This window comes from Citrobacter sp. CK191 (assembly GCF_030333435.1).
Taxonomy (GTDB): domain Bacteria; phylum Pseudomonadota; class Gammaproteobacteria; order Enterobacterales; family Enterobacteriaceae; genus Citrobacter_B; species Citrobacter_B koseri.
Genome location: NZ_JAOWFX010000031.1, coordinates 474,575 through 500,961 on the forward strand (window position 1 = coordinate 474,575; position 26,387 = coordinate 500,961).

Consider the following 26,387-nt stretch of genomic DNA (forward strand, 5'->3'; position numbering starts at 1 on the left):
TAAGGTTTCTCATTATCAATAACAATTGTTAGAATCGGTAAAATTAATTTTACAAATAAACACAATTAATACATGGAATTGCAACATCGTGACGTCTCTTGAGAGCGCGGAAACGCCGCAAAAACCATTGTCCTGCTGGCCGCTTGCGTTTAGTGCGGGGTTACTCGGTGTCGGGCAAAACGGCCTGCTGGTCGCGATCCCTGTACTGGTGATTCAGACAAACCTGAGCCTGTCGATTTGGGCGGCTTTGCTGATGCTTGGCTCAATGCTGTTCCTGCCGTCTTCCCCGTGGTGGGGAAAGCAAATTGCTCGTGTGGGCAGTAAGCCTGTGGTGCTGTGGGCACTGGGGGGATACGGCGCAAGCTTTACTCTGCTTGGGCTGGGAAGCATGCTGATGGCGACCGGCGCCGTAACAACAGCGGTGGGGCTGGGAATATTAATCATCGCGCGGATTGCCTACGGACTTACCGTGTCGGCGATGGTGCCAGCCTGTCAGGTCTGGGCATTGCAGAGAGCGGGGGAAGGGAATCGCATGGTCGCTCTGGCAACCATTAGCTCCGGCTTGAGCTGCGGCAGACTATTCGGGCCGTTGTGCGCGGCGGCGATGCTGGCAATTCATCCTCTGGCGCCGATGGGGCTGCTGATGGCAGCGCCACTGCTGGCGCTGGTGATGCTGCTGCGGTTGCCTGGCACGCCACCGCAGCCCGCAACGGAGCGCAAGAGCGCCAGCCTGAGGCTGGATTGCCTGCCTTATCTGCTTTGCGCGCTGTTATTAGCTGCGGCGGTGAGCATGATGCAGCTTGGTCTTTCGCCCGCCCTTACTCGCCAGTTCGCCACGGATACCGCCGCCATTAGCCACCAGGTGGCGTGGCTGTTAGGGCTGGCCGCAGTTGTTGCGCTTATCGCACAGTTCGGGGTGCTCCGCCCGCAGCGCCTGACGCCGATGGCGCTGCTTTTGAGTGCCGGAGCGCTGATGATTTGTGGCCTGGCGATAATGCTCGCCGAACAGCTATGGTTGTTTTACCTCGGCTGTGCGGTGCTGTCGTTTGGGGCTGCTCTGGCAACACCCGCTTATCAGCTTTTACTGAATGATAAGCTGACAGACGGCGCGGGCGCGGGCTGGATCGCGACCAGCCACACGCTTGGCTATGGGCTTTGCGCATTGCTGGTGCCGCTGGTGTCGAAAACCGGCACCGCAGCGGCGCTGATTGTGGCGGCTTTTTTCGTCGCTGTGTTATTTACCGTGGTGTCTGGCTTTATCTGGCGCAGCCGCTACCGTTCACGTCATTCCGCGATTTAAGCGTAAGGAAAAGTTATGGCTGGAGTTCAGGGCTACCGCCTGTTCAACGTTCAACTGGCGCGTAAGACGGAGGTTTCCCCTTCGCTGCTGAGCCTGGTTTTCAGCGGGCAGGAGGTGGCGCAGATGAAATGCGACTCGCCGGATCAGCGCATTAAGATGTTGTTTCCGTCTGAAGACGGGACGCCGCCGTCGTTGCCTGCCGAAGGGCACTGGTATCAGCTTGTACTGGGGATGCCAAAAGAGAAGCGCCCGGTTATCCGTACCTATACGCTGCGACATGTCGATCCTGCTCGCCAGGAGGTCACCGTGGAATTTATCAATCATGGTACAGAGGGACCGGCTTCGGCATGGGCGATTAACGCCAGACCTGGCGACGCCATTCAGATGGTGGCGCCTGACGAGGCGTATGCTGAAGACAGCGGCGGCTATGAATGGACGCCTCCCCAGGGACTGCGGAATGCGTTAATCATTGCTGATGAGACGGCGCTCCCCGCCGCGCGCGGTATCCTTGAGATGCTGGCGAGACAGACCAACCCGCCACAGGTTCAGGCGTTCTTTGAAGTTCCTGAACAGGGCGACTGCGCGAATTTAAGCGAGTTTAAGTTCGCCGACATTTTTTGGTTGCCGCGTAACCCCGCAGCGGCGAAGCACGGTGAATGCCTGATTCAGGCCGTGAAAACGCATGCCAGAGTACCCGAAAGTCGCCATCCCGATACGGTGGATACGGTGAAAGAAGAAGCCGAAGGGGAGCTTCTCTGGGATAAGGCCACGACCAGCAGCACGGCGTTTTATGGGTGGGTGGCCGCAGAGTCCACCGTCGTCAAACTGCTGCGCCGCCATTTAATTGGCGAGCGTGGCGTCGAGCACAAAGCGATTAACTTTATGGCATATTGGTCTAAAGGGCGCGCGTGATAATAAAAAGCCCGCATCATGAAATTATTCCATTATGCGGGCTTAGTGCAGTGTCTAATGAATATTAGAACTGGTAAACCAGACCGACGGCTACGATATCATCGGTTGCGATACCGTTGTCTGCGTAGAAGCTATCGTCTTCATCCAGCAGGTTGATTTTATAATCAACATAGGTGGACATATTTTTGTTGAAGTAATAGGTCATACCCACATCAACATATTTCACCAGATCTTTATCGGTGTAACGCCAGTTGCCGTGTCTTACTTCCTGACCACCTAAGTCTTTGCCTTTAGATTGCAGGTAGGCAATAGACGGGCGCAGACCGAAATCAAACTGATACTGTGCAACAACTTCAAAGTTCTGCGTTTTGTTGGCGATACCGCCATTAAGTTCGCTGTCGCCATTGCCATAGTAAGTCATATTACGGGTTTCAGCGTACATGGCGGCGAGATAAACATTGTAGGCGTCGTATTTAGCACCAACGGTCCAGGCTTCAGCTTTATCGCCACCAGCATAATTATTACGCTGGTTCATGCCGTCACCGTAACCACGAGCAACCTGAGCATCGGTACGATCGGAATTGGCGTATGCCGCACCCAGGCTTAAACCGAAGTCGAAGTCGTAGGAGGTGGACATACCGAAGCCGTCGCCGTTTTCTTTGGCCAGCTTGCGACCTGCGCTATTGCCGGAACCTTCCTGACCAAAACCGGTGCCTTCATTATTACCCTGATACTGGAGCGCAAAGTTCAGACCATCAACCAGACCAAAGAAGCCGTTATTACGGTAGGTTGCTACGCCGTTAGTACGGCCTAACATATAAACGTCAGTCTGAGTGTAAGTATCGCCGCCGAATTCTGGCAGCATATCGGTCCAGGCTTCTACGTCGTAAACCACGCCGTAGTTACGACCGTAATCGAAAGTACCGTTTTGACCAAAACCTAAACCAGCGAAGCCGAGACGAGTCCAGGAGTCACCTTTATCACCTTCAGTACCGTTGGCCTGAATGTTGTATTCCCACTGACCGTAACCGGTTAACTGCTCGGCAATTTGCGTTTCGCCTTTAAAACCCAGACGGGCATAGGACATGTCGCCGTCGCTGCCTGCATCGTCAGAGAAATAACGCAGGCCATCAACTTTACCGTACAGGTCCAGTTTATTGCCGTCTTTATTATACACTTCAGCCGCATTTGCAGCGCCTGCAATTAATAGAGCAGGGACAAGCATCGCCAGAACTTTTCTTTTCATTATGTATTCCCTATAATAATAATTGATATGAATAAGTGATCGAATCCTGAAGATCACTGTTGAATACTATTCCAGGAAGTTCATTCTTTTTTAAATATTACATGTAACAAATGTATTTAAAATATTTCTAATTGTTTCTTTGGGTGCGATTATAAATAATTTAATATGTATTTATTGCTTTGTATTTAACTGTGTTATGTTTTTCTTTTAATAAATTATGATTTACGTTTTTGGAATTTATTTTGTGAATGCTTTATCGTAATTAACGCTATTTTAACGTCGTTCGGATTTTCTTTTTATTCCATTTATTGCCTTCGTCAACCTGTCTGATACCTCCTCCCGTAATCATTGAGCGTGAAGACAAGGCGGAATATTGCTAATGTTGCTTTCTGATTCAGGGGAGGCAGCGTGGATTTACACTACTGGCAATCGCAGTTCGAAGCGTGGTTGGGCAAAAATCACCACGAGCAGGATAGCGCCCATGACATTTTTCATTTTCGTCGCGTCTGGGGAACGGCACAAAAGCTGTCGACGGACGAGGATGTTGACTGGCTTGTTGTGCTGACCGCGTGTTATTTCCACGATATCGTCAGCCTGCCGAAAAATCATCCCGATCGCCATCGTTCATCCGTGCTGGCCGCTGACGCGGCACGTCGCATATTAATGAACGATTTCCCTGCGTATCCTGAAGAGAAATTAGCGGCAGTCAGTCATGCGATTGAGGCGCACAGTTTTAGCGCCCACATTGCGCCAATGACCAGCGAGGCGAAGATTGTGCAGGATGCCGACCGGCTTGAAGCACTGGGCGCAATCGGTCTGGCGCGCGTGTTTGCCGTTTCCGGCGGGCTGGGCGTTTCGCTATTTGATGCTGAAGATCCCTTCGCGCAACGTCGCCCGCTTAACGATAAGCAATTCGCCCTCGACCATTTTCAGACAAAACTTCTGACCTTGCCGCAAACCATGCAAACCGCGCGGGGAAAGCTGCTGGCAGAGCATAACGCCGACTTCCTGGTGACCTGGATGGCGAAGCTAAGCGCGGAGCTAAGAGGGGAGTACGACTCGTTGGATCAGACGGTAATTCAGGCTTTTAGCCGCGATAAGTAGCGACCATACCCAAAACGTAAACGCGTTCATTTTGTGTTAACCTGTCGAATATCAATTTCGCCGGTTAAATGTATGCAGGAAAATCTTTCAGTAACAGGTTTCCAGGATCTGATGACAGACAATGCCGGGGCTGCCGTACAGGCGCTGCTGGGCAAACTGCTGGAAATCTATGATGTGAAAACGCTGGTGGCGCATCTGAATGGCGTTGAGGAGAACCACTGGAGCCCGGCTATTTTTAAACGCGTCGTGGCGAACGCAACGGCGTGGCATCGTCTGAGCGAGAGCGAATATACGCACCTCAGGACATTGTTGCCAACGCCTCCGGCACACCATCCGCATTATGCCTTTCGTTTTGTCGATCTCTTCGCCGGGATCGGCGGAATTCGCCGTGGCTTTGAAGCGATAGGCGGGCAGTGCGTGTTTACCAGCGAATGGAATAAACACGCGGTACGCACCTATAAAGCCAATTATTACTGCGATCCGCAACGGCATCATTTCAATGAAGATATTCGCGATATTACGCTGAGCCACCGCGACGGCGTGAGCGATAGCGAAGCGGCGGAGCATATTCGCCAGCACATACCGGAGCACGATGTTCTACTGGCCGGTTTTCCCTGCCAGCCATTCTCTCTGGCAGGCGTATCAAAGAAAAACGCGATGGGACGGGCGCATGGTTTCGCCTGTGATACGCAGGGGACGCTCTTTTTCGATGTCGTGCGGGTTATTGACGCCCGACGCCCGGCGATTTTTGTGCTCGAAAACGTCAAAAACCTGAAAAGCCACGACCAGGGAAAAACGTTTCGCATCATTATGCAAACGCTTGACGAACTGGGGTATGACGTCGCCGATGCTGCGGATAACGGGCCGGACGATCCGAAAATTATTGATGGCCGCCATTTTTTACCCCAGCATCGGGAGAGGATTGTGCTGGTGGGATTCCGCCGCGATCTTAATCTGAAAACCGATTTTACGCTGCGGGATATTGCCACCCGCTATCCGCAGCAGCGCATCACGCTGGCGGAACTGCTTGAACCGGCGGTTGAAGCGAAATATGTGCTGACGCCGGTATTGTGGAAGTATTTGTACCGCTACGCGAAAAAGCATCAGGCCCGGGGTAACGGTTTCGGCTATGGGATGGTCTATCCTGCGAATCCCGGCAGCGTAACGCGCACATTGTCGGCGCGTTACTATAAAGATGGCGCGGAGATACTGATTGACCGTGGCTGGGATATGGCCGCAGGAGAGGCGAATTTCGACGATCCGGTGAATCAGCAGCACCGTCCACGCCGGTTAACGCCCAGAGAGTGCGCGCGGTTAATGGGATTCGAATCGCCGCAGGGATATCAGTTCCGCATTCCCGTTTCAGACACCCAGGCCTACCGTCAGTTTGGTAACTCCGTCGTGGTTCCGGCATTTGCCGCAGTAGCAAAACTGCTGGAGTCGAGAATTAAACAGGCCGTTACATTGCGCCAGAAAGAGAGCCAGCATGGCGGACGTACACGATAAGGCGACGCGCAGCAAGAATATGCGGGCGATAGCCACGCGCGATACGGCGATAGAAAAACGCCTTGCCGGTCTGTTGCAGGAGCAGGGGATGGCGTTTCATGTGCAGGACGCCACGTTGCCCGGACGCCCGGATTTTGTCGTGGATGAGTATCGCTGCGTTATCTTCACGCACGGCTGTTTCTGGCATCATCACGACTGCCACCTGTTCAAAGTTCCCGCCACGCGTACCGAGTTCTGGCTGAACAAAATCGGTAAAAATGTGGAGCGCGATCGGCGAGACATGCTGAGGCTTCGCGAGCTTGGCTGGCGTGTGCTGATTGTCTGGGAGTGTGCTTTGCGTGGCCGGTTGAAACTCAGCGACGCCGCACTGGCGGAACGGCTTGAGGAGTGGATCTGCGGCGGTGGCCCCACCGCGCAGATCGACACGCAGGGTATTCATTTACTGGAGTGATTTCTCCGATTCGCTCACTGCGGTCGCGGGTCTGGCGGGAAACAAATATTTCCCCAGCGTCACCAGGACGACAGCGAAAACAATTACCCCTAATGCCAGCCACTCGACGGAAGAAAGGCTTTCTCCCCCCAGACCTGTTCCCAGCAACACCGCCACTACCGGGTTGACGTAGGCGTAACTGGTCGCCAGCGCCGGGCTGACATTACGGATCAAATACATATAGGCGTTAATGGCGATAATGGAACCGAATAGCGCCAGATAACCTACCGCCATGAAGCCGGAGAGCGTCGGCATCGTCGTCAGCTTTTCCCCGGCGATAAAGGAAGCGAACATCAGCACAACACCGGCAGCCAGCATTTCAATCGCTCCGGCCATCATGCCTGTCGGCAACGCGATGCGGGCGCCGAACACGGAGCCGAATGCCCAGCTCATCGAGCCAATCAGGATCAACAGCGCGCCCCAGGGGTTGCCGCTCAAATTTCCGCCGCTATTGAGCATGATGATCCCCGCCAGGCCGATGGCGATGCCTGTCCACTCCAGTTTTCGCGTTTTAATGCCAAAGAAATGGCTGAAGCATAGCGTGAAGAGTGGGACCGTCGCGACCACCACGGCGGCGATGCCGGACGGTACATCCTGATGTTCCGCTACGGTAACCAGACCGTTCCCCACCGCCAGCAGCAGAATGCCAATCAGCGCGGCATTGAGCAATTGACGCAAAGGGGGCAGTTTGTGCCCGCGAAGAAGTAAGAATGTTGTTAACAAAATCCCCGCAGACAGAAAACGGACGCCCGCCATCATCAGCGGCGGCCAACTCTCAACGCCAATACGAATAACGAAGTACGTGGAACCCCAAATGATATACAGCGCGAAGAGTGCGCTAAAAAGTGGTAGTAACTGCCTGAAACGCATAATCCCTCACGGCGGAAATAAAAAGGTGCAACATAGTAAACGTCAAAACTATCGCGCTGGCGAGCGTTATAATTGCACTCTTTTGTTAAATTTTTGTTGACGATTGCTACCCGTTTCGGCATTACGTTTTTTACTTCATACTTACCTCTTCAAAAGAAAAATATTGAGGGATTTATTTTGGCAGGAAGTAGTTTGCTGACGTTGCTCGATGATATCGCCACGCTGTTGGATGATATCTCGATGATGGGAAAACTGGCCGCGAAAAAAACGGCAGGCGTATTGGGTGATGACCTGTCGCTAAACGCGCAGCAGGTGACGGGCGTGCGGGCGAACCGCGAACTGCCGGTCGTCTGGAGCGTGGCGAAAGGGTCGTTGATCAACAAGGTCATCCTGGTGCCTCTGGCGCTGCTGATCAGCGCTTTTATCCCGTGGGCGATTACACCGTTGTTGATGATTGGGGGCGCTTTTCTCTGTTTTGAAGGCGTAGAGAAAGTTTTACACACGCTTGAGGCCCGAAAGCACAAAGAGAGCCCGGAGGCGCGTCAGCAGCGTCTGGCTGCGATCGCCGCACAAGATCCTCTCACGTTTGAGAAGGAGAAAGTGAAAGGGGCCGTGCGCACCGACTTTATCCTTTCTGCGGAGATCGTCGCGATTACGCTGGGAATTGTCGCGGATGCGCCGTTGCTCAATCAGGTTCTGGTGTTGTCCGGTATCGCGCTGGTGGTGACGATTGGCGTTTATGGTCTGGTGGGATTCATCGTAAAACTGGACGACATGGGGTACTGGCTGGCGGAAAAACGCAGCGTACTGGCTCAGTCGGTGGGCAAAGGGCTACTGGTTACGGCGCCCTGGCTTATGAAGGCGCTGTCCATTGTCGGCACACTCGCGATGTTCCTGGTGGGGGGCGGGATCGTGGTGCACGGCATCGCGCCATTACACCACGCGATCGACCATTTTGCTCAGCAGCAGAATGGTCTTATTGCGCTCACGCTTCCCATGTTGATTAATCTGGTGCTCGGTTTCATCATCGGCAGCGTGGTGGTAGGGCTGGTAAAAACTGTTGCCAACGTTCGCGGTGGTTCGCACTAATTTATGCCTCGCCGGATTATGCAAAAAAGCCCATCGTCGTCTAAGGTGAAAAAGTTTCACTGGATACAGGAGGCAGGTATGGTCTTTTTTGTCAGTGAGGAAGTTATCGCAAAAGAAGGTGGTCCACGCATGATCGTAACCGGTTATTCCAGCGGCATGGTGGAGTGCCGTTGGTATGACGGTTTTGGCGTCAAACGGGAAGCATTCCACGAGAATGAACTTATGCCCGGTGATGGCAGGCGGTTGCGGGAAGATGTCTGATAAAGGAACGCCCGGTTAATGCCGGGCGTTTTGTTACCCCAGAAAATAGCCGTTGAGTCGCGACACATAGTTCAGGAATAAAAGTAGGGAGCCGTCAGGTGCCGCATGAAACAACGCCAGGAAACTGGAGCTGGCTGAGAACGTTAGCACGACGCTTTGGGCCAGGCCATGTCGTAAATATCTGTTTTCTGGTTGTGATGATTTGTTCAACATTGCTGACCTGGCGTGAAGTGGTCGTGCTGGAGTCGGCATACCGGGCCAGTCAACGTAACCATCTGGAAAACGTCGCTAATGTGCTGGACAGACAGCTGCAATTCAGCGTGGATAAACTCTTGTTTCTGCGCAACGGTATGTACGAAGCGCTGGTCACGCCGCTCGATTTTTCCGACCTGCACGATGCGGTGGCGCAATTTGCGCAACTGCGCGGCAAAAGTTTCTGGCAACTGGAGCTCGACAGACGGCGAACGTTACCGCTTAACGGCGTCTCTGACGCGTTTGTTAACCGTACAACGCTTCTCACGCGGGATAACGATGCGCTGGCAAACGAGTTAAGCGCCGCGCTGGAACTGGGGTATTTGTTACGGCTGGCGCATTCTTCTACTATGCTGGCGCAGCGGACAATGTATGTTTCGCGTTCAGGCTTTTATGTCTCAACTGAACCCACAACCAATGGCGGCGATATTATGTCCCGCTATTACCAGTATGTGATCCAACCCTGGTTCAGCGGGCAATCCCAACGACAAAATTCAGCGCGCGGCGTGCGCTGGTTTAGCTCGCCGGTGCCGGGCGGCGAAGTGCAACAAAAGGTCACCGTGAGCCTGTCGCTGGATAACGAAAGACACTGGTATGGCGTGCTGGCAATGGATATTCCCGTGTCATCCATGAAGCGTTTCCTGGAGGATGCGGTCGAAAAAGATTCCGAAGGGGAGTACCAGCTCTACGACTATCAGCTCAGGCTACTGGCGACCTCAACGCCGGAAAAGCGTCAGGTTAATACCTTTGATGACCTTGAACTGGCGTTGCTCGCGAATGACATCGAACATGATACGCATGGCGGTATCCGTATGGGCAGCCGCTATATCAGTTGGGAAAGGCTGGATCATTTCGATGGCGTGCTTTTGCGTGTTCATACCCTGAGAGAAGGCGTGCAGGGGGCTTTTGGCAGTATCAGTATTGCGCTTGGTCTCCTGTGGGCGCTTTTCACGATGATGTTGCTCATCTCATGGGTTGTTATCCGCAAGATGGTCAGCAATATGTTTGTGCTGCAAAGTTCCCTGCAATGGCAGGCCTGGCACGATCCTTTGACGCGGCTGTATAACCGTGGCGCATTGTTTGAGAGGGCGCGCGTACTGATACAGCGCTGCCATGAGCAGCGACAGCCGTTTTCCGTTATTCAGATCGATTTGGATCACTTTAAGAGCGTCAATGACCGTTTCGGCCATCAGGCGGGAGACCGGGTGCTCTCCCATGCCGCCGGGCTTATTAGCGGCACAATACGTTCGCATGACCTTGCCGGGCGCGTAGGCGGCGAAGAGTTCTGTATTGTCTTACCGGGGACGACGCTGGTGCAGGCAGCACAGATCGCAGAGCGGATACGCCAGCGCGTGAACGACAAAGAAATCCTGATCGCAAAAGGCACGACCCTGCGCATTAGCGCATCGCTGGGCGTAAGCGGGGCGCAGGAAAACGGAGACTACGATTTTGAACAGTTGCAGTCGCTGGCGGATCGCCGGTTGTATCTGGCAAAACAGGCCGGGCGCAATCAGGTTTGTGTCCGTGACGACCATCCCGCGCCGTCGCCTGATACACGCTGAACCATTAGCTGTATTAATCATTTCTGCGAGAAATATTTGCTTGTCATACAAAAAAATTGCAGATAAGGTAAAACGCACATCAGATTTTCTGGTGTAACGAATTTTCAAGTGCTTCTTGCATAAGCAAGTTTGATCCCGGCTCTGCGAGCCGGGATTTTTTTCACCCCAGATCAGCGATTGATTTCCGTGACGCTAAAATCATGAATATCGAGTTCAAACGCATCCGCTAATTCATGCCATGTATGATAATCGCGGCCATCCACACTGACTTTCTCAGGATCATCAGCGCTGCGATGAATTTCGCTCTCGCTGATTTCATTGATCGCCGCGAGCAGGGCGTCAACATCAACGCTGACTTCGCGCTTGGCCGTTTCGCTGTACTCTTTCGCGGTTTTCATCTTCAGTACCTCATTTAACCGTGGCATCTGTAAGTATAGACCGTTGAGAAAACCAGCAATCACGCGCGGCAGACGCTGCCAGAAAAAGGAATTTGTTCTACACTGGCACAAAGCCACAGGAGGATAATTGATGAAGGTGAATGATCGGGTAACAGTCAAAACAGACGGCGGCCCTCGTCGGCCAGGCGTGGTATTGGCGGTTGAAGAGTTTAGTGAAGGTACGATGTACCTGGTTTCGCTGGAAGACTACCCGCTCGGTATCTGGTTCTTCAATGAGTCAGGCCATCAGGATGGGATCTTTGTGGAAAAAACAGAGTAATGTGATTTTGTCGCTTTTACCCTGACTGGTGGAATATCCACCAGTCAGGGGGCCTCATCGCATGTTAACAAAAATTCCGTTTGTCACGTTATCCGTCAGCCGCACGACATGATAGATAACCTGTTTATTATGCGTTTTTATCTTCCGTTTAATATTCCCTTTGTGGGATGACACCGTCTTTGCCTTGATATTCATTTGATCTGAAATCTGTATTGTTCCCTGTCCATCCATCCACATTCGCAGCATACTGGATTCAGTACGGCTTAAAGATAACGTAGGTAAATTTACTACTCCTACAATATCCGTCTCTTTTTTCAGAATATCGCCAAGAATATCATCCAGAGAATCTGGCTTAATTGATTTTGAACTAATCAATAAGTTTTTTCTTACTAATAAGTATTCATCAAAATGCACATTAGCAATTGCCATAAAAACAATAAATAACGTGTTGGGATGCTGATTAATGATCTGCTTTATTTGCTGACTGTTAGATGGATCATGGATGAAACAGTCCTCATTAATAAACACCACAGAAGGCTGCTGTGAGTCACAAGCGATGGCGAGTTCGTCAACGGTCTCAATGTCGTTGATTTCCCTTTTTTTCACCCCTCTGCTTACCAGATACCCGGTCAAACCTAGCCGGGTGTAACTGCATAAATCCATAATAATCGTTGACATGGCATACCCTCACTCAATGCGTAACGATAATTCCCCTTACCTGAATATCTCATCACAACCCAACGGAACAATAATAGTGACCTAAGATGACGCTTTCGCTGTTTTCAGGCGAACTTACTATCCCGTAAAGTTACGTATAATTTGCCAGGAATCTTCTCAAAGTAAAGTAAATGTTATGTTATGTGAGTAAGGTAAAAACAAATAAAGCGCAGCAGATATATCCTGGTAGATGTTTTTAGATTTTAAATTTAGGAAAATCCTTAGTAAGACAGGATAAAAATTATGGGTTATTGGTTGTCGGCATTTCGCTAACGATATCAGCAAGCAAATTGAAAATTTCACCGAATAAGTGTTCACAGAAAGGGGCAATTAATGGCATGAGCGCGGTTATTAACAAAATGCCGACGGATAAGGTTAGCGGGAAGCCAATAACAAATACGGATAACTGCGGAGCCATACGGTTTAATAGCCCGAGCGACAGGTTGAGTGTGAGCAGTAACGTAATGACCGGCAAGGCTAACATGAGTCCGTTGAGGAAGATCAGTCCGCCTGCCCGGGCAAGCGCCAGAAACGCATTGCTGTTGACCGGGTCGCCGCCGATAGGCAGCGTATGGAAGGTGTCTACCAGCAGCGAGATCAGCCACAGATGGCCGTTAAACGTAAGAAACAGCAGCATGGCGAGCATGTCGAGGATTCTGGCGAGTACCGGCATATTGAGGCGGCTGCCCGGGTCAACAAACGTGGCGAAAGAGAGACCCATTTGCAGACCGATGAATTCCCCCGCCGTACGCACCGCAGCAAAGGCAAACTGCATGGTAAACCCTAGCGCAATGCCGATCATGATTTGCTGCATGGCGAGCCATAAGGCTTCGGTGGAAAAAACAGGCACATTATTCGCCGGGAGTGAAGGGGCGATAATGAGAGTGATCATAAACCCCAGCCCCAGCTTTACCCGTTTGGGAACCGTGCGTTCACTGAGGATCGGCGCGGTAGAGATCAGCGCCAGTACACGTAACAGCGGCCAGAAGTAGAGGTTAAGCCAGTATAACCATTGATCGCTTGTGACCTGCAACATCGCGTCTTATCCGATGATATACGGCAAGTTACTGAACAGCGTACGCACGTAATCCAGCAGCAGGTTAAGCATCCAGGGGCCCGCCACAATAATCGCCGTAAATACCGCCACAATTTTCGGGATAAATGACAGCGTCATTTCGTTGATCTGGGTGGCGGCCTGTAAAATACTGATGATAAGGCCGGTAAACAGCGCAACCAGCAGCAGAGGCGCGGCAAGCGCAAGCGCGACCTTCATTGCCTCCGTGCCTATCATCATGACCGATTCGGGTGTCATTTCGCGCCTCTAACTGTAAAAACTTTGGGCAAGAGAGCCAACGAGCAACTGCCAGCCGTCGACCAGGACAAAAAGCATAAGCTTAAACGGCAGCGCAATGGTGGCCGGCGGCACCATCATCATCCCGAGCGCCATCAACACGCTGGCGATAACCAGATCGATAATCAGGAAGGGGATGAAAATCGTAAAACCGATCTGAAAAGCGGTTTTTAACTCGCTGGTGACGTAGGCCGGGAGCAAAATTCGCATCGGCACGGCTTCCGGCCCCTGTAGCGGACCGCTGTTTGCCAGACGCGCGAACAGGCCCAGGTCAGCCTCACGGGTTTGCCGCAGCATAAACTCCCGCAGCGGCTGAGCGCCTTTTTCCAGCGCTTCCTGCATGGAAATCTTCTCTTCGCTGAAAGGCTGCCAGGCATCCACGTAAATTTTGTCGATAACCGGCGACATAATAAAAAACGTCAAGAACAGCGCCAGTCCGAGAAGCACCTGGTTTGGCGGCGCAGAGGGCGTTCCCAGCGCGTTTCGCAGCAAGCCGAAGACGATAATGATGCGGGTAAAGCTGGTCATCATCAGCAAAATGGCGGGCAGGAACGTCAGTGACGTAATAAAGACCAGCGTCTGTACCGGCAGGGACCAGCTTTGCCCGCCGCCGGGTAGCGGTTGGCTGACCAGTCCGGGTAATTGTGCGAACGCGGCAGGGCTGATAAACCACAAAGCCATCAGCGTGAGGGATAACAAACGGCGCATCAGGATCTCCCGGAACGCTTCAACAAACTCTTCATCATGGCCTGGAAATCCGCAGGGGCGGCCGGTTTTTCTTCTGCAACGACAGGCGCAGGGGGGAGGGTATGCAGCACATTGACTTGCGTGGCCGTTACGCCCAGTACCAGCCGAGCGTCTTCAACATCGACAATGACCACGCGCTCACGCGGGCCCAGCGAGGTGCTGGCTGACACTTTCAACCCTCGCGTACCGGCGCCTTTGGGCGCAAACCCCAGGCGTTTAATGACCCAGGCTGCGACCAGAATCAACACGATGATCCCAAACAGCGCGCCGCTCACCTGAACTAACGGCGAGCCTGATACGGCAGAGGGCTGTGAAACGGTAGCCTGGGTTTTCATGCTTAACGGCTCAGACGACGCATACGTTCAGACGGCGTGATGATATCCGTGATGCGCACGCCGTATTTATCGGCGACCACCACGACTTCACCCTGGGCAATCAGGTAGCCGTTAATCAGAATGTCCAACGGCTCGCCTGCCAGTCCGTCCAGCGCGACCACCGAACCCTGCGTCAGGCGCAGCAGCTCTTTGATGGTCATGCGCGTGCGACCCAGCTCCACGGTCAGCTTGACCGGAATATCCATGATTAAATCGATATCCTGTAGGTTTCCACTGACGTCGCCGCCGCCCAACTGCTGGAAGACTGCATCGGCCGCGCTTTTACTGGTCGTTGTTTTTTGCTCGTTTAACGCGTCAGCCCACAGATCGTCCAATGCGCCGGTATTCTCATCGGACGGATTATTCATGTCACTCATTTGGGCTGTTCCTCATTCAGCGAATTCAAAATCGGGTTGATCAAATGCTCTACGCGCAACGCATACTGACCGTTCACGGTGCCATACTGGCTGGTCAGTACAGGTACGCCGTCCACATGAGCAATAATGCGGTCGGGTTTTTCAATCGGCAGCACGTCGCCGGGTTTCAGCTTTAATATCTGGGAAAGGCGCAGCGGGATGTCCGCAAAGTTCGCCACCAGCTCCAGCTCTGAATGCTGAACCTGACGCACCAGATTGTCGCGCCAGTTCTGATCTTCATGACGCGAGTTTTCCAGCGGCGGGTTCACCAACAGCTCCCGCAGCGGCTCAATCATGCTGAAAGGCAGGCAGATGTTGAACTCGCCTGTCAGGTTGCCAATTTCGACGTGGAACGGCGTGTTCACCACAATGTCGTTCGGAGAGGTGGTGATATTGGTGAATTTCACCTGCATCTCAGAGCGAACGTACTCCACTTCCAGCGGGTTGATCGCTTTCCACGCGTCGCTGTAGCTTTCAAGCGCCAGCTTCAGCATGCGGTTGATAACGCGCTGTTCGGTATGCGTAAACTCACGACCTTCCACTTTGGTCGGAAAACGCCCGTCGCCGCCAAACAGGTTATCCACGGCGATAAACACCAGACTCGGCGAGAACACCACCAGACCCGTACCGCGCAGCGGCTTCAGATGGATCAGGTTCAGGTTGGTCGGTACGGGTAAATTACGCGCAAATTCGTGATATGGCTGAATGCGGATCGCGCCCACGGTAATATCCGGGCTGCGACGCAGCAGGTTAAACAGTCCCATACGGAATTGACGCGCGAAACGTTCGTTAATGATCTCCAGCGCCTGTAAGCGCTCACGCACCACGCGACGCTGTGTATTGGGATCATAAGGACGAATATCATTGTCGCCCACGCCGCCAGGGGTGGGTTCGTCTTTGGCCTCGCTGTCGCCGTTGAGCAGCGCATCGATTTCAGCCTGAGAAAGAATACTATCGCCCATGTCTTTACCGCAGAATGAAAGCTGTATAAAGAACGTCGGTGACTTCCTGTTTCGGTTGTCCAGCAACGAGCGGAGTAGAGAGCGTTTCTTTGATTGCCGCGATCAGCGTCTGCTTCCCGGCTTCCGTCGAAAGCGCAGTAGCATCCTGACGCGAAAACAGCAGCAACAGACGGCTGCGCACTTCTGGCAGATATTCGCTCAGACGCGCGCGCGTCACTTCGTCCTTCAGGCGCAGCGTAATCCCGATATACAGCACGCGATCGGCATCGCCCAGATTGACGGTAAACGTATCCAGCGCGAAAAATACGGGCGCTGGCGGCGGTGGCGGGGCCGCGCTAGCGCTGGCGGTCGGGTGCTCCTGCATCCGCCAGTAGCTATAGCCAGCGGTTGCGCAGGCGGCAAGAGTAATCAACACCAGCAAAGGGATCCAAATTGAGCGTTTGCTCTTTCTGTTAATCGCGGAGTCAGTCATCAGATACGGGCTTCCTGTTTCGGTACAGCTTATTGGCTGATTATCCCGTGTCCTGTCCACGGCAAAGCGTGGAAAAGACGCGGATAATCATGCTACCTCTGGCGTTAGGCGAAGATATCCACCGCGCCATCGCCGCGAGCGGCAGCCTGGAGCGAGCCCGGCGTCGTCAGTGCGATGTCATCTTCGGCGGCAAAAGCCTCTTGTCCCTGCGCACGGGAAGCGTGCTGCTGCTGGGATGACGACTGCTGCTGTCCGGCGAAACTTTCACTGCTGATACTGCTTTGTCCCAGCTGGATGCCGTTTTCCGCCAGTTGGGTACGCAGTACGGGTAACGCGGCTTCCAGCGCGGCGCGAACGTGGCTATGCGCTGACACCATTTGCAGTTGCGCCTGGTTATCATCCATTTTGAGGGTGATTTGAATCTGCCCCAGTTCCTCCGGGTGCAGACGCAGTTCCGCGCTCTGCTGCCCCTGGCGGGTAAACAGCGTCACATGCTGGCTTAATGACTGCTGCCACTCATGGCTGCCCAGCGGCGCGCTGAGCACCGGGGCGGCTGCGACAGGCGCGGGTTGCGTCTGCGTCGTCATACCGCCAGGCGTGGTCATGGCGCCAATGGTCGTGACCGGAGAAGGCGTGCTTTCCATGTCGGCTTTAGCGGCAGCGGCGGCGACCAGCGGCGTTACCGGCTGGTTGCTTGCTGAGTTTGCGGTGACGTCAGGCGCGGCATCCACTTTCCCTTTTTTCAGCTCGCCCGTCGTCAGCCCGGCGACCGCATCCTGCGTAGCGGCGCGCGTATCGCCACGCAGCGATGCCGGGGCGGAGAGTGCGCCTTCAGCCGACGCGGTTCGCGTGGTTGGCGTCAGCGCCGGCTGGCCCGGTAACATGGCGAAGAGCGCGCTCAGATTCGCGAGGTCTTCATCGCTCAGCGCCGGTGCGTTGTCGTCCTGCCGGGCAGTCTTACTTAACGCGTTCAGGGCGTTGCTTTTCAGCGAAGGCGTCAGCGTGGACAGCAACTGCTGTGCCTCGGTCAGGTCTGCTGTGGCGTCATCCGTCAGCAGATCCTGGCGCGCCAGAAGATCGGCCAGCGCTGTCGTCTGTGGCGTATCGGCATTTTTTTGCAGCAATCCTTTTTGCAGTTTGCCGCCTGCCGCCTGGAGATCGGCAAGCGAAAGCGGGGCATCTTTACCCTGCGCGTCGCCTGCGCCCAAAGCACCGGCTAACAGCGCCAGAAAATCCTGGGCTGAATCGGCTGTTTTACCGGCCTGAAGGCCTGTCGTTACGTCTGTGTCGGTCGTGATCAGTTGGGGCAAGGTGATCATTCGGTTTTCCTCATTGCAGCACGCTGAGCAAATTCATCCATTTTTTTCTGATCCAGGCGGTTTTCAGCCAATAACGCTGCCGCACTTTGTCTGTCCTGTAAGGTCTGCCAGGCCTGAAGCCGTTGTTTCTTTTCACGCCAGCTGTTCAGCGCCACGTCCACTTTTTGTGTCCACTGCGTCAGCTGCTGGCGATGCTGCTCAATGGCCTTCTCCAGCGTCTGAATAAATTGCTGATAGTTAATCCAGCGGTTGCTGGCAATCCCCTGGCCCATATCGGCATTGAGATTGTTGCGATACTCATGCTGATAATCGATCAGCATTTTCAGTTGTTCTTCCGCCTGCTGGAATCCGCGTCGCATTTCCCCTAATAAGAGAGCGGCATCATCCACTTCTTTCTCGGCCAGATCTTTTAATGTCGCCAGCGCACCATGTTGTGCCATGACCTATGCCCTCCTGCTTCATCACACCGTCGGGAAAATCAGTTCCAGCGCCTGGAGAGAATCTTCCCAGTCGGCTCGCTCGAAAATACCTTGTTGCAAAAACGCCTCCAGCTGCGGCCACAGCGCGATGGCTTTATCCAGCATGGGATCGCTGCCTTTGGCATACGCGCCGACGCTCACCAAATCGCGGTTACGCTGGAAACTGGACAGCAACTGTTTGAAATTCCGTACGCGTGCATAGTGTTGCTCGGTGATCAGCGACGTCATCGCACGGCTGATCGACGCTTCAATATCAATGGCCGGGTAGTGACCGGCTTCGGCCAGACGACGGGATAACACAATGTGTCCATCCAGGATCGCACGCGCCGAGTCGGCGATCGGGTCCTGCTGATCGTCGCCTTCGGTCAATACCGTATAAAACGCGGTGATGGAGCCGCCGCCGTGAATGCCGTTCCCCGCACGTTCCACCAGCGCAGGTAATTTTGCGAAGACCGAAGGCGGATACCCCTTGGTCGCAGGCGGTTCGCCGATCGCCAGCGCAATCTCACGCTGCGCCATCGCGTAGCGGGTCAGGGAGTCCATGATCAGCAGTACGTGCTGCCCGCGATCGCGGAAATCCTCGGCAATACGCGTGGCATAGGCCGCTCCCTGCATTCGCAGCAGTGGCGAGACGTCCGCAGGCGCGGCAATCACCACCGAACGCGCACGACCGTCAGCGCCCAGAATGTTTTCGATAAAATCTTTAACTTCGCGGCCACGTTCGCCAATCAGTCCGACGACGATAACGTCCGCGCGGGTATAGCGCGCCATCATGCCGAGCAGAACGCTTTTACCTACGCCGGAACCGGCAAACAGCCCCATACGCTGTCCGCGTCCGACGGTAAGCAGCGCGTTGATGGGGCGGACGCCGGTATCCAGCACATGCTCAATGGGCGTTCGCTGTAAAGGGTTGAATGGCTGAGTGATTAATGCGCCGGTTTCCGTGGTGTCTGGCGCGGGAAGACCATCCAGCGGCTTGCCGCCGCCGTCCAGCACGCGCCCCAGCAGGGCAGGGCCGAGCGGCAGCTGTTTTCCGCTTTGCAGACCTTCCCCGGCAATATTTTTTGCGTAAACGCGTGCGCCGGGAAGAATGCCTTCGACCTCTTCCAGCGGCATTAAAAACAGACGCTGGCCATTAAAGCCGACGACTTCGCTTTCCACTTCGCGTGTTTCCGTCCCGTCCTGCCGTTCAATGACGCAGGTCGCGCCGAGCGGCAGCTGCAAACCGGTGGCTTCCAGCACCAGACCGGTGGCGCGGGTCAGCCGCCCGTAGCGACGCACCGCCGGGAGCTGCGCCATTTTGGCTTCGAAGTTATCCAGCGTATTCAGCCAGCGGGTCAGGCGCGTAGTCATCAGACGACTCCGGGAGCCGCCAGGCGGCAGAGTTCTTGCCAACGCGTGGCGACGCTGGCGTCCAGATCGCCTTCATCGGCGGACACTTTACAGCCGCCATGATGCAGCGTGGGATCGCCGCGCAAACGCCAGCCGTGCAGGCTGAGCGTGGCCCCGAGCATCTCTTCGACGCGCTGTAAATCATCCGGGTGAACGCGTAATTGCGGTTTCCCGCTGAACAACGGCTCCTGTTGCAACAATTGCTGGATCTGTTTAATGAGCGCGGAGTTGTCCACCGCTGGCGTCTGGCCGATCACCTGGCGAGCGGCTTCCAGCGCCATTTGCATCAGGCGCGAGGCAATCACGCTGTCCAGCGCGTCCAGCGTATTCTGAAACTCGCTGACCAGTTGCTGCATTCGGGCATTCAGCGGCGCCTGTTGAGCGCGCGCCTGCGTCTGGCCTTGCTCCAGCCCTTGCGCTAATCCTTCCTGATAGCCCTGTTCGTGGCCTTTCTGGCGACCTTCGGCGAGGCCCGCATTATACCCTTGCTCGTGCGCCTGCATTTTCAGCTGCGCCAGTTGCTGTTCAAGCTGCTGTTCGGCACTCAGCTCCGGTTCGTCATCGATGGCTATCGGTTCGTCGCGGTGCTCCATTGGCACAAACTCGGCCAGGGGAGGGACGAGATCGTCCGGTGTCCAGACCTGCCAAGGCAATTCGTTAGACATAGGTATCCTCGCCGCTGCCGATTACCATTTCGCCGGTTTCCGCCAGACGACGCACAATAAGCAGAATGGCTTTCTGTTCGTTCTCCACCTGAGACAGACGTACCGGGCCACGGTTGGCGAGGTCGTCGCGTAGAATATCGGCAGCACGCTGCGACATGTTGCGCAGGAATTTCTCGCGCAGCGGCGGCTCGGCGCCTTTCAGGGCGATCAGCAACGACTCGGAATCCACTTCCTGCAACAGACGCTGGATGCTGCGATCGTCGACTTCCACCAGATTTTCGAACAGGAACATTTCGTCGATAATTTTCTGCGCCAGCTCGCCGTCGAATTCGCGTACGGCGCTGATAACCGCCTCTTCCTGCTGGGTTTTCATCAGGTTGATGATTTCTGCCGCGGTTCTCACGCCGCCCATTTTGCTGCGCTTGAGGTTCTGACCGTCGAGCAGGCCATTCAACACTTCGGTCAGTTCCGCCAGTGCGGCTGGCTGTACGCCGCCGAAGGTCGCGATACGCAGCATGACATCGTGGCGCAGACGTTCGTCGAACAGCGCCAGAATATCGGCGGCCTGGCCGCGTTTGAGATGCACCAGGATGGTGGCGATAATCTGCGGGTGTTCGTCGCGGATAAGGTCGGCGGCGCTTTGCGGCTCCATAAAGTTGAGCGTTTCAATACCGCTGGCGGTATCCCGCGTTTCGAGGATATCTTCCAGCAGGCTGGCGGCACGCTCTTCACCCAGCGCTTTAACCAGCACGGAACGCAGGTATTCGTTGGCGTTGATGTTGAGTGCGGCAAACTGTTCGGCTTCTTGCTCAAATTCTGCCAGCACATCGGTCAGCTGTTTGTTGGAAATCTGGCGCACGTTCGCCATTGCCGAACTCAGGGTTTGCACTTCGCGCGTGGAGAGGTGCTTAAACACCTCTGCCGCACGGTCTTCGCCAATGGTCATCAGCAGGATGACGCTTTTATCGGTGCCGGTAAGTTTATTGCTCATGATCGTTATTCATCCACTGGCGAATGACCAGCGCCACGACGCGCGGATCGTTATCTGACATTTCGCGAATACGCTGGCTCATCACTTCTGCGCCCAGACGCTGGTTCGCCCGGCGCTGCTGGGTCTGTTCGTCTTTGCTGAGGCGAACTTCTACCGCTTCTTCGGTTTCCTGACGAACCTGCGCCTGTTCCTGCGCGACTTTCGTCTCTTCAGCGCGGCGAGCAAGCTGCGGTCGAACCGCTTTGCGCCACAGAATCCAGGCAACCAGCAGAACCAGGAGCCAGCGACCTGCGGAGATCAACTGCTCAATAAAGGCTTGCTGTTTCCAGAATGGCAGCTCGCCGCCCAGGTCGTCCGTTGCGGTAAATGGTGAGTTCACCACGTTAAGGGTATCGCCGCGTTTGTCGGAGAAGCCCATCGCTTCGCGGGTCAGATCTTCGATCTGCTTCATCTGTTCCGTGGTTAACGGCAGCGGTTTGCCGTCCGGCAGGGCGCGGTAGTTCACCACGACCGCCACGGAGAGTCGCTGCACATCGCCCACGTTCAGTTTGGTGTGGCGAATGGTGCGATCCACTTCATAGTTACTGGTTTCGTTGCGCTGCGTATTGCGCGGCACATTGCTGTTCGCATTGTTGGTCGTCTGCGTGTTCTGCGCGTTTTGCTGATTAGCAGGCGGTGTGCTGATCGGCGCAGCATTCGCCGGCGCAGGCTGATTCGACAGCGCACCCGGTACGCCGCCCGGATAGCCGGAGCCGATTTGCTCGCTTTCATTAAGCTGGCGTGAGCGCAGCACGGCCTGCGATGCGTCGCCGTTCGGACGGTATTGCTCTTCCGTTTGCTCTTTGTTGGCAAAATCCAGCTGCGCAGTAACCTGAGCATGGACGTTGCCGTTGCCGACGATTGGCGAAAGAATCGATTCGATACGGCGCTGAATGCGTCCTTCCACATCGCTGGCGTATTTCAACTGCGCGTCGTTCAGATCGCGGCTGCTGGTATTGGACTGAGTCAACAGATGACCGCCCTGATCGACCAGCGTGACGTTACCTGGCGGCAGACCTGCAACGGCGCTGGATACCAGATGCACCACCGCGCTGATTTGCCCTTCATCCAGCGCGCGGCCTGGTTCAAGATTGACCGTCACGGAAGCGGAAGGGGATTTCTGCTCGCGCACGAACAGAGAAGGTTTCGGCATCGCCAGGTGGACACGGGCGCGTTTTACCGGCCCCAGGGTTTCGATAGTGCGGGCCAGCTCGCCTTCCAGCGCGCGCTGGTAATTGACCTGCTCGCTGAACTGGCTGATGCCGAATTTTTCCTGGTCTAACAACTCGAAGCCGACAGCGCCGCCTTTTGGCAATCCCTGTTGCGCCAGGCGCAGGCGAAGCTCATGCACTTTATCGGCAGGCACTTCAATCGCACCGCTTCCTTCGGTGAAGCGGTAAGGGATGTTCATCTGGGTCAGCTGCGTGACAATGGCCCCGCCATCCTGATCGGAAAGGTTGCTGAACAGCGTGCGATAATCTGGCGCTTTCGCCCACAAAACCATAGCAACGATGATGGCAACGGCGGCTGATCCCGCCACAATCAGAGGAATTCTGGGATTCGCGCGCAGGCGATTAAGCCACTCGAGAGGTTTAGGTTGGGTTGCAGTCGATGCAGTCGCACTCATCTCGCACCTCGTGACTGATCGTGGACGGCGTTTTTTGCAAAGTGGAACAAGACTCACTCCCGGGTCAGCAAACTCGAAAAATTGACGGTCTCATTATTTGCGGTTTCGAATTTTTCTATGCGCCAAAAACCGAGGTTTTTTATCGCTATTTAGCGCCTTTATCTTATTGACAAACTGGTAATCTCTGCTGTGTAAAAAATCATCCAGGGGATTAGCATGTCAGCAATACAGGGGATTGAAGGGGTCATCAGCCAGCTACAGGCAACGGCGATGTCCGCACGGGCGCAAGACGCGCTGCCGCAACCAACCGTAAGTTTTGCCGGTCAACTGCATGCGGCACTGAATCGCATCAGTGACACGCAAACCACCGCGCGCGTACAGGCAGAAAAATTTACTCTGGGTGAGCCAGGCATTGCGCTTAATGATGTGATGACCGATATGCAAAAAGCGTCTGTCTCAATGCAGATGGGCATTCAGGTGCGCAACAAACTGATGTCGGCGTACCAGGAAGTGATGTCGATGCAGGTGTAGCCAGACCTGCTGAATGCATCATACAGGCCGGATAAGGCGCTTGCGCCGTCATCCGGCAAATGATTACTTCTGAATCAGATAGCGAATCGTTGGGCCATCCTGCTGAATATCCAGCACCGTATAGCCGTGATTGCGCGCATCCAGCGGAATATTATTGATGGATTGCGGGCAGTCGCTCACCACTTCCAGAATTTCTCCCTTTTTTAACTGCGGCATCGCTTCCAGCGTGGCGACGGCCGGGTAAGGGCAGGGCTCGCCAACCATATCAAGACGGTAATCAGGAACGATATTTTTCATGCGGATTCCTTAGCAGGGGTTAACCCGGTGCGACGGAAGAAACGTTTTTCCCAGCCGATTATCAGCATCAGCGCGGCAAACAACAGCAGATAAGTGACCAGCAGGCCGCCCAGCGGGCCGAAGGTGTCGAGCAGATTCACTTTGTCCCAACGGGTTGCCAGCGCCGGGGCAAAATCATCCCAGTAATATGCCAGAATAGTGGAGCCGATAACGTTGCCGAGGCCCACCCACCAGTAGTGCACCTGACCTTCCACGGCGCGGTACATCCAGCCGGTTTCACACCCGCCCGCCAGCACGATGCCAAAACCAAACAGCAGACCGCCGATAACGGCGTTCGGGCCAGCCCACATAATCTTCGCTTCCACGCCTAACTGCACGTAGCTGAAAATTCCGATAGCGCTCACCGCCATCCCGAAGATGATGGCTTTCGCCATATGGGTGCGACCGGTGATCCACAGGTCACGGAAGGCCGAGGTGAAACAAATTTGCGCACGTTCAATCAGCAGACCAAAACCCACGCCGAACAGCATGGCCAGCCCCAGTTTTGGCTGGTTCATCGCCGTCAGCAGCGCCCAGCCGATCATGCCGATAAAGACCAGCATCCCCAGACGGAAACGGCGGCGCGCCTGATCCGGCTTCTGCGTCAGCGGCGAGGCAGCGGAGACTTTCTGCATTTTGACCGGGATACGGAATATGGGCAGTAGCGTGAAGCGCGCGCCGAACCAGGAACCGATGGCGGTTGCCAGCGCAAAGAACCAGGCATGAAGAGAAAACTGCGGAATACCGGTGAAGAAGGCTGCCAGATTGCAGCCCATCGCCATGCGTGCGCCAAAACCGGCAATCATCCCGCCGATAATCGCCTGCATAATGCGGATACGGCTGCGCGGCATACGTAATTTAACGTTGTTGGCCCACAGTGCCGCGGCAAAGCAGCCGCCGAACATGCCGAGGATCATCATCCCGTCGATGCGGGTAAGGGGGGAGCCTTCCAGATGGATCAGCTTGTAGTAACCCCACTCTTCAGCATGAACGCCAAACAGCTGGAGGATTTGTCCACCCCAGCGGGTGAATTCGCCCGTAACAGCCCAGAACGTACCGGTGATACCGAAATAATAAGTGGAGAGAATACCTGCTGCGATGACCGCAGGGACAGGCGCCCAGAATTTAACTAACCAGGCTTGTTTGAATTGTTGCCATGACATGCTTTCTTAGCCTCTGAACTCAGAAGGTGTATGTAGATTTAACGGCCTGGAATATATAACTTTTTTTTCTTCTCCAAAACCTCTCCAAAACTTTTCTCCAAAATACCCTCCTTTTTTATGACCCTCATCAAAATAATCGTGCAGTCCATACAGCGCGGCACAACCTGAAATCAAATAGCCAGTTTGGTCCACTCCTTCCCGCGATCGTCGTTATATCTGTCAGTTGTTGATTGCGTTTTATGGCCCAACAGAATTTTTGTATCGATGCCCTGGGCACGATAAAGGCGCTCTGATAATGATCGTTGCTCATGAAATGTCGTCGGGGTTTTGCCTTCAGGCGGAATGACGCCAGCAGCATCACGCGCCGTTGCAAATTCTTTCGTAAGCAATGTAAGCGAAACGTGTTTTGCAGCGGTTTTTCTTTTCCCGTGCAGCAGGTAGGGACTGACAAAACGATCCCGGCATTTTCGGATCACATCCTCAAGTGTCATGCCGATGGCATCACAACGTAAATTCAGAGGTAACGCTATACGGGAACCTGTCTTGATTTGCTCAATGTGTAAGTATCCGTTCCTGATGTCGGAGAATTTCATATTAGCGATATCTTCCCGGCGCTGACCCGTAACGAGTGCAAGAAGCATCGCGTTATGCGCATAATGATCTGCCGGGATCTTATCCAGAATTTTTTTCCACTCATCAAGTGACAGGCGTGCACGCCTCACCTTAACAGATGGTTTTTTAGTTGCGTTAGGAGGATTCCAGCCCGGAGGTACTTCACCAGCATGCTGAGCCTCAAGAAAAATATCCACCCATACAACGCGATTACAAAGCGCGCTACTGGCATGGCCAGCATCCAAAAACTCATCCAACAGAACGGCAAAATCTTTCACCTCCAGACTCTTCATCGGACGAGAACCCAGTCGCCTGGAAAGTAATTCGGCCATGCGTTTTTTTTCTTTGTATCGTTTTTCGGAAAGGGAACCTGCATCCAGGATTTGTCTCTGTATTTTCAGATATCGTTCAATCCATGCTTTAAGACTAATTCCTCGCTGTACTACTGCTTTAGGGGTTTCATCAATCTGGCGTAAATAATGCTCGGCCTCAGCCACTGCAATTCTTTGGTTTGCTGTTGTGGCTATTTTTTCTGCTTTTTCCCTGTCTGTTCCCAGACCGTGAAACTTCCCTGTTAAAGGATTTTTGTACTGATAATAAGTTTTTGCGGTGCGGCGATCGAACCGGGCATATAACCCGGAGATTGATACATTATTTTTTCGTGGCCTTGGCGACATCGCTTAGTATCTCCCGCAAAATTTCGTCGTCGTCACTGTGAATTTCAGGTTCTATTCCTGTTGCACCGGGGCCGATATAAATAGCCCGTTCATCAATACACCAACGATTTCCAATTTTTATTGGCCGTGGTTGTATATATCCCAGCTTCCCGTGCTTCACCAGGCATGGCATTGTTATGGGAAAGTGTAACCTGCGAGCTTTCCAGTC

At 54.2% G+C, this 26,387-nt stretch carries 30 protein-coding genes; 10 read left to right on the plus strand and 20 right to left on the minus strand.

The window, feature by feature from the left end:
- The first annotated feature begins 88 nt into the window (after positions 1 to 88).
- Both OGV82_RS13820 and OGV82_RS13825 read left to right on the plus strand, forming a co-directional pair.
- Complete coding sequence (locus OGV82_RS13820; RefSeq protein ID WP_047462878.1) at positions 89 to 1,300, plus strand: MFS transporter; 1,212 nt, start codon at positions 89 to 91, stop codon at positions 1,298 to 1,300.
- Positions 1,301 to 1,315: 15 nt separating this feature from the next.
- Entirely contained in the window at positions 1,316 to 2,212 is an 897-nt protein-coding gene (locus OGV82_RS13825) for a siderophore-interacting protein (RefSeq protein ID WP_047462881.1), read from the plus strand.
- 64 nt (positions 2,213 to 2,276) lie between these two features.
- On the opposite strand, the gene ompC is transcribed toward OGV82_RS13825, so the two are convergent.
- Positions 2,277 to 3,458: a porin OmpC gene (gene ompC / locus OGV82_RS13830; protein WP_012131883.1), complete on the minus strand. Its 1,182-nt coding sequence runs from the start codon at positions 3,456 to 3,458 to the stop codon at positions 2,277 to 2,279.
- A 408-nt stretch (positions 3,459 to 3,866) separates the two neighbouring features.
- Between ompC and OGV82_RS13835 the strand changes: the two genes are divergently transcribed.
- The 3 genes from OGV82_RS13835 to OGV82_RS13845 all read left to right on the plus strand — a co-directional run bounded on the left by OGV82_RS13835 (position 3,867) and on the right by OGV82_RS13845 (position 6,519).
- A complete protein-coding gene (locus tag OGV82_RS13835) occupies positions 3,867 to 4,562 on the plus strand; it encodes a phosphohydrolase (protein ID WP_047462884.1) in 696 nt (231 codons plus the stop codon).
- 72 nt (positions 4,563 to 4,634) lie between these two features.
- Complete coding sequence (locus tag OGV82_RS13840) at positions 4,635 to 6,068, plus strand: DNA cytosine methyltransferase (RefSeq protein WP_047462887.1); 1,434 nt, start codon at positions 4,635 to 4,637, stop codon at positions 6,066 to 6,068.
- Positions 6,049 to 6,519: a very short patch repair endonuclease gene (locus OGV82_RS13845; protein WP_047462890.1), complete on the plus strand. Its 471-nt coding sequence runs from the start codon at positions 6,049 to 6,051 to the stop codon at positions 6,517 to 6,519. Before OGV82_RS13840 ends, OGV82_RS13845 begins: the two co-directional genes overlap by 20 nt.
- Here OGV82_RS13845 and yedA read toward each other — a convergent pair.
- A complete protein-coding gene (gene yedA, locus OGV82_RS13850) occupies positions 6,508 to 7,428 on the minus strand; it encodes a drug/metabolite exporter YedA (protein WP_012131887.1) in 921 nt (306 codons plus the stop codon). The two genes, OGV82_RS13845 and yedA, sit on opposite strands and share 12 nt — an antisense overlap.
- 177 nt (positions 7,429 to 7,605) lie before the next feature.
- Between yedA and OGV82_RS13855 the strand changes: the two genes are divergently transcribed.
- The 3 genes from OGV82_RS13855 to dgcQ all read left to right on the plus strand — a co-directional run bounded on the left by OGV82_RS13855 (position 7,606) and on the right by dgcQ (position 10,592).
- Positions 7,606 to 8,517 (plus strand): DUF808 domain-containing protein, encoded by a 912-nt coding sequence (locus OGV82_RS13855; RefSeq protein WP_047464002.1) that lies wholly within the window; start codon positions 7,606 to 7,608, stop codon positions 8,515 to 8,517.
- A gap of 78 nt (positions 8,518 to 8,595) precedes the next feature.
- Complete coding sequence (locus OGV82_RS13860) at positions 8,596 to 8,778, plus strand: YodC family protein (protein WP_024130230.1); 183 nt, start codon at positions 8,596 to 8,598, stop codon at positions 8,776 to 8,778.
- Positions 8,779 to 8,876: 98 nt separating this feature from the next.
- Positions 8,877 to 10,592: a cellulose biosynthesis regulator diguanylate cyclase DgcQ gene (gene dgcQ / locus OGV82_RS13865; RefSeq protein WP_047462893.1), complete on the plus strand. Its 1,716-nt coding sequence runs from the start codon at positions 8,877 to 8,879 to the stop codon at positions 10,590 to 10,592.
- A gap of 170 nt (positions 10,593 to 10,762) precedes the next feature.
- Here the strand turns inward: dgcQ and yodD are convergent, their stop codons facing one another.
- Positions 10,763 to 10,990, minus strand: coding sequence for a YodD family peroxide/acid resistance protein (gene yodD, locus OGV82_RS13870; RefSeq protein ID WP_024130232.1), 228 nt, complete (start codon positions 10,988 to 10,990; stop codon positions 10,763 to 10,765).
- Between the two features lie 130 nt (positions 10,991 to 11,120).
- Here yodD and dsrB point away from each other — a divergent pair, with 130 nt between their 5' ends.
- Positions 11,121 to 11,309 (plus strand): protein DsrB, encoded by a 189-nt coding sequence (gene dsrB, locus OGV82_RS13875; protein ID WP_012131894.1) that lies wholly within the window; start codon positions 11,121 to 11,123, stop codon positions 11,307 to 11,309.
- Positions 11,310 to 11,363: 54 nt separating this feature from the next.
- Here the strand turns inward: dsrB and rcsA are convergent, their stop codons facing one another.
- The 14 genes from rcsA to fliF form a co-directional block, all read right to left on the minus strand.
- Positions 11,364 to 11,987 carry a transcriptional regulator RcsA gene (gene rcsA, locus OGV82_RS13880; protein WP_047462896.1) on the minus strand — a complete coding sequence of 208 codons (624 nt, stop codon included), beginning with the start codon at positions 11,985 to 11,987 and terminating at the stop codon, positions 11,364 to 11,366.
- 280 nt (positions 11,988 to 12,267) lie between these two features.
- Entirely contained in the window at positions 12,268 to 13,062 is a 795-nt protein-coding gene (gene fliR, locus OGV82_RS13885; protein ID WP_012131896.1) for a flagellar biosynthetic protein FliR, read from the minus strand.
- A gap of 6 nt (positions 13,063 to 13,068) precedes the next feature.
- Positions 13,069 to 13,338 carry a flagellar biosynthesis protein FliQ gene (gene fliQ / locus OGV82_RS13890; RefSeq protein WP_012131897.1) on the minus strand — a complete coding sequence of 90 codons (270 nt, stop codon included), beginning with the start codon at positions 13,336 to 13,338 and terminating at the stop codon, positions 13,069 to 13,071.
- A 9-nt stretch (positions 13,339 to 13,347) separates the two neighbouring features.
- A complete protein-coding gene (fliP, locus tag OGV82_RS13895) occupies positions 13,348 to 14,085 on the minus strand; it encodes a flagellar type III secretion system pore protein FliP (RefSeq protein ID WP_012131898.1) in 738 nt (245 codons plus the stop codon).
- Entirely contained in the window at positions 14,085 to 14,459 is a 375-nt protein-coding gene (fliO, locus tag OGV82_RS13900; RefSeq protein WP_012131899.1) for a flagellar biosynthetic protein FliO, read from the minus strand. The genes fliP and fliO overlap by 1 nt, the downstream gene beginning before the upstream one ends.
- A 2-nt stretch (positions 14,460 to 14,461) precedes the next feature.
- Complete coding sequence (fliN, locus tag OGV82_RS13905; protein WP_012131900.1) at positions 14,462 to 14,875, minus strand: flagellar motor switch protein FliN; 414 nt, start codon at positions 14,873 to 14,875, stop codon at positions 14,462 to 14,464.
- Complete coding sequence (gene fliM / locus OGV82_RS13910; RefSeq protein ID WP_012131901.1) at positions 14,872 to 15,876, minus strand: flagellar motor switch protein FliM; 1,005 nt, start codon at positions 15,874 to 15,876, stop codon at positions 14,872 to 14,874. The genes fliN and fliM overlap by 4 nt, the downstream gene beginning before the upstream one ends.
- Before the next feature lie 4 nt (positions 15,877 to 15,880).
- Positions 15,881 to 16,348 carry a flagellar basal body-associated protein FliL gene (fliL, locus tag OGV82_RS13915; protein ID WP_047462901.1) on the minus strand — a complete coding sequence of 156 codons (468 nt, stop codon included), beginning with the start codon at positions 16,346 to 16,348 and terminating at the stop codon, positions 15,881 to 15,883.
- 104 nt (positions 16,349 to 16,452) lie between these two features.
- Positions 16,453 to 17,667 (minus strand): flagellar hook length control protein FliK, encoded by a 1,215-nt coding sequence (gene fliK / locus OGV82_RS13920; protein ID WP_047462906.1) that lies wholly within the window; start codon positions 17,665 to 17,667, stop codon positions 16,453 to 16,455.
- On the minus strand, positions 17,664 to 18,107 hold the full coding sequence (gene fliJ, locus OGV82_RS13925) for a flagellar export protein FliJ (protein ID WP_012131904.1): 444 nt from the start codon (positions 18,105 to 18,107) through the stop codon (positions 17,664 to 17,666). Before fliJ ends, fliK begins: the two co-directional genes overlap by 4 nt.
- A 21-nt stretch (positions 18,108 to 18,128) precedes the next feature.
- Positions 18,129 to 19,499, minus strand: coding sequence for a flagellar protein export ATPase FliI (fliI, locus tag OGV82_RS13930; protein ID WP_012131905.1), 1,371 nt, complete (start codon positions 19,497 to 19,499; stop codon positions 18,129 to 18,131).
- Complete coding sequence (gene fliH, locus OGV82_RS13935; RefSeq protein WP_047462909.1) at positions 19,499 to 20,203, minus strand: flagellar assembly protein FliH; 705 nt, start codon at positions 20,201 to 20,203, stop codon at positions 19,499 to 19,501. Before fliH ends, fliI begins: the two co-directional genes overlap by 1 nt.
- Positions 20,196 to 21,194, minus strand: a complete 999-nt coding sequence (fliG, locus tag OGV82_RS13940; RefSeq protein WP_012131907.1) for a flagellar motor switch protein FliG — start codon at positions 21,192 to 21,194, stop codon at positions 20,196 to 20,198. The genes fliH and fliG overlap by 8 nt, the downstream gene beginning before the upstream one ends.
- Positions 21,184 to 22,860 (minus strand): flagellar basal-body MS-ring/collar protein FliF, encoded by a 1,677-nt coding sequence (fliF, locus tag OGV82_RS13945; RefSeq protein ID WP_047462912.1) that lies wholly within the window; start codon positions 22,858 to 22,860, stop codon positions 21,184 to 21,186. Before fliF ends, fliG begins: the two co-directional genes overlap by 11 nt.
- Positions 22,861 to 23,076: 216 nt before the next feature.
- Here fliF and fliE point away from each other — a divergent pair, with 216 nt between their 5' ends.
- On the plus strand, positions 23,077 to 23,391 hold the full coding sequence (fliE, locus tag OGV82_RS13950; RefSeq protein ID WP_012131910.1) for a flagellar hook-basal body complex protein FliE: 315 nt from the start codon (positions 23,077 to 23,079) through the stop codon (positions 23,389 to 23,391).
- 63 nt (positions 23,392 to 23,454) lie between these two features.
- On the opposite strand, the gene yedF is transcribed toward fliE, so the two are convergent.
- From yedF to OGV82_RS13965, 3 genes are all read right to left on the minus strand, one after another.
- Positions 23,455 to 23,688, minus strand: a complete 234-nt coding sequence (gene yedF, locus OGV82_RS13955) for a sulfurtransferase-like selenium metabolism protein YedF (RefSeq protein ID WP_000790504.1) — start codon at positions 23,686 to 23,688, stop codon at positions 23,455 to 23,457.
- On the minus strand, positions 23,685 to 24,890 hold the full coding sequence (gene yedE / locus OGV82_RS13960; RefSeq protein ID WP_047462916.1) for a selenium metabolism membrane protein YedE/FdhT: 1,206 nt from the start codon (positions 24,888 to 24,890) through the stop codon (positions 23,685 to 23,687). Before yedE ends, yedF begins: the two co-directional genes overlap by 4 nt.
- 170 nt (positions 24,891 to 25,060) lie before the next feature.
- Positions 25,061 to 26,179, minus strand: a complete 1,119-nt coding sequence (locus OGV82_RS13965) for a phage integrase Arm DNA-binding domain-containing protein (RefSeq protein ID WP_192466392.1) — start codon at positions 26,177 to 26,179, stop codon at positions 25,061 to 25,063.
- Positions 26,180 to 26,387 lie beyond the last annotated feature (208 nt).